This is a genomic window from Leptolyngbya cf. ectocarpi LEGE 11479 (assembly GCF_015207065.1).
Taxonomy (GTDB): Bacteria; Cyanobacteriota; Cyanobacteriia; order Phormidesmidales; family Phormidesmidaceae; genus Leptothoe; species Leptothoe ectocarpi.
Genome location: NZ_JADEXP010000527.1, coordinates 1 through 2956, shown reverse-complemented (window position 1 = coordinate 2956; position 2956 = coordinate 1). Strand labels below are relative to the sequence as shown.

At 47.3% G+C, this 2956-nt stretch carries 2 protein-coding genes and 2 pseudogenes; 1 reads left to right on the top strand and 3 read right to left on the bottom strand.

Annotation, left to right across the window (positions count from 1 at the left end):
- A pseudogene (locus IQ260_RS29450) lies at positions 1-293 on the top strand (amidophosphoribosyltransferase); the annotation flags it as partial.
- A 110-nt stretch (positions 294-403) separates the two neighbouring features.
- Here IQ260_RS29450 and IQ260_RS29445 read toward each other — a convergent pair.
- The 3 genes and pseudogenes from IQ260_RS29445 to IQ260_RS29435 form a co-directional block, all read right to left on the bottom strand.
- Positions 404-1795, bottom strand: coding sequence for an iron uptake porin (locus IQ260_RS29445; RefSeq protein WP_193996611.1), 1392 nt, complete (start codon positions 1793-1795; stop codon positions 404-406).
- 259 nt (positions 1796-2054) lie between these two features.
- Positions 2055-2336 carry a 4a-hydroxytetrahydrobiopterin dehydratase gene (locus IQ260_RS29440; protein WP_193996610.1) on the bottom strand — a complete coding sequence of 94 codons (282 nt, stop codon included), beginning with the start codon at positions 2334-2336 and terminating at the stop codon, positions 2055-2057.
- Positions 2337-2807: 471 nt separating this feature from the next.
- Positions 2808-2956, bottom strand: a pseudogene (locus tag IQ260_RS29435) (photosystem II D2 protein (photosystem q(a) protein)); the annotation flags it as partial.

Genomic DNA, 2956 nt, shown 5'->3' with positions numbered 1-2956 from the left:
CAGCAGTACACATGCGCATTTCTTCGCCACCGGTTACCCATCCCTGCTTCTATGGCATTGATACAGATAGTCAGGATCAGCTGATTGCTGCTACCAAATCTGTTCAGGAAATCGAAGCACAAATTGAGGTAGATTCGCTTGCCTATCTCAGCTGGCAAGGTATGTTAGCAGCCACTCGCCAAGATACCTCAACGTTTTGTTCGGCCTGTTTTACAGGGGATTATCCAGTTGATATTCCTGCAATGTTCAAGCGCTCAAAATTGATGTTGGAGAAAACTCCTGTAAAAGCCTGATTCTCAACTTAGGTGGAGGACTTCGACTCCGCTCAGTCCTCCACTAAACTTCTATTAAAAAGGCCTCGCAATTGCGAGGCCTTTTTAATCAAATCACTAAGCTATCAAACTTAGAAGCTGAAAGTGGAGCGGATAGCACCGTAAAGGCTATCGTCACCGCCGTTGGGCTCACCGTAGATCACAGCAGGAGTCAGAGTCCAGTACTTGTTGACCTGCATGGAGTAGTAAGCTTCTGCAACTTCACTGTCGTCAAAGTCTTCAGTGTAGTAGATACCAGCAGCGTTACCAGTACCTAAGAAGTCAGTTACAGCTACACCAGCCTGCCAGCTCTCATCGCCGTCTTGGTCAGCATAGAAGCCACCAATTTCGAAGCCGCCAAAGTCAAGACTTAGTAGACCAGCGATGATTTCTTCTTCACCGTTACCGTCGCCGTTCTCACCGTCCATGTAAACGACAGCAGCATCGATCAAGCCATCGCTTAAGTAGTTCAACTGAACAATGTACTCATACTCATTAAAGACACCACGAGATGCATCTTGGCCGTCGCCAGTGGCATAACCAGCATCAAGAATGATGTTGTCAGTGAAGGCAATGTTGAAACCAACACCTAGAGAGTCACCACCAAGACCAAGCTGATCGTAGAACATGGGGCCGCTATAATCAGCCACACCAGGACCATCGAAAGGAACGATAGTGCTAGTTACAAAGTCATCAGAGACAGTGCTGTTGGCAGAAACAATAGCGGAGACACGGCTACCGATGGGGAAAGCGTAGTAAACATCATCCAGAATGACGCTATCGTCTCCAGGACCACTCTGACTTGCTAGACCACCAGCAACACCACCAGTCAAGGAGTTGATACCACCGCCTCCACGATCGCTGGACTGAAGACGAATACGCAAACGGTCTTCACCAGTGAAGCTGGTATCAAAGTTTAGACGAGCACGATACTCAAATGTAGTCTCATCAGCTGCATCAGGAGCGTCGAAAGGAACTACCAGGTGAGCATCCAACTGACCTTTTAGCTTGGTAGTAGTGGAGAACTGGTTAGCTTCTAGCTCAGCTACGTCAGCTTCTAGAGTGTCAACGCGACCACGAATAGTGGCTAGTTCAGCAGCAAACTCTTCCTGCAAACGACGGATAGTATCCAGGTCAGTATCGCCAGGATTGATCAGCTGAACGATGACATCCAAACAAGCGTTCAAACCAGCAGCAAACTCATAACGAGTCATGGCGCGGTTGCCACGGTAGGAACGATCGGGGTAGCCCTCAAGGCAACCATACTCTTCTACTAGACGCTGCAGTGCAGTGTAAGCCCAGTCAGAAGGAAGTACATCAGACAGCTCGGAAACGCTAGTAACCTGAGCCAGCTGGATTGAATCAGCATTGCTTAAAGCGTCAACGCTTACAGTCTCAGCAGTCTCAGCAGCAACAGCAGAACCAGAAAGAGCAGCACCCAATACAAAGGGGCTAGCCAGTAAGGCTTTCCATAGATTAGACATTATTTAATTCTCCTCACACCTAGGAAGAAAGTACGCGGCTAGCACTTAGCTAGGCCACATTAGACCTTTTTGCCTGAACTGAAGAACCTATTCAAGTTGCTTAAAAATCAACTCGAACAGTACTCAACAGTTACTACGACTCATGCTAGCAGATCTCTCTATGAAGAGCTAGCTCCGTAGCCTACCTTTTATCCAACTGAAGTTGATAAATAGCTACGTCCCATAGGCTACTGCAGCTACTCAACTCCAAGCATTTTTGCTATGCCAGTTGGGAGAGTGTCTGAGCTAGATTGAAATCCTTTTGAGTCAACCCGCCAGCATCGTGGGTAGTAAGGCTGATGGTGACTCGGTTATAGGAAATAGACAAATCAGGATGATGTCCTGCCGCCTCAGCAGGTTCAACTACTTTATTGATAAAATCAATCGCCTCAATAAAGTTTTTAAACGTCAAGACGGTTTCGATAGAAGTGCCTTTGAGGGTCCAGTCAGGTAGTGTAGCGAGCTGGGACTGAATTTCGTTAGAGGTGAGTGGTGTGGACATAGGTAAAGGGTAAATAGTGAGCTATGCAACTAATGCTTTGTCAGCTCCTCATTTTTTAGGCATTCTATGCAAATGACAACCCATGGCCCGTTCACAACCCTTTAAAAAACTATCCGCTCCTATCTAGGAAGTGCATAGCAGCTTCAAGATAGGAGCGGTCTAGTGGGGTCTTAGGTTGAAACCAGACTGCCGGAAGGAACCCTAGCGTGTCAGTTTCAAAAGAATGAAGCTGTTTCTAGAGAACAGCCCCGGCACACAGCCGGTTTACATCAACCTGAAGACCCATGCGTATACAACTACTTTCACTCATGGGCATCACCTCCTTATCCCTAAATGGTTTTGGTACCAGGAGCACTTAGTGCTTGTTGCAATATAGCACAGGCATTAGCAAACGGGATAAATGATGGAGGATGAATAAAAAAGGGCCTCTGCGATGTACACAGAGGCCCTTTAATGAAGCATTTTTAGCCCTTACAGAGCGTTACCGCGAGGTAGTACCTCTTCGGGGAATACAAACTTCTCGTGGGGCTGGTCCTGAGGAGCCATCCACGCACGAATACCTTCGTTTAACAGAATGTTCTTGGTGTAGAACGTCTCGAATTCGGGGTCTTCCGCTGCTC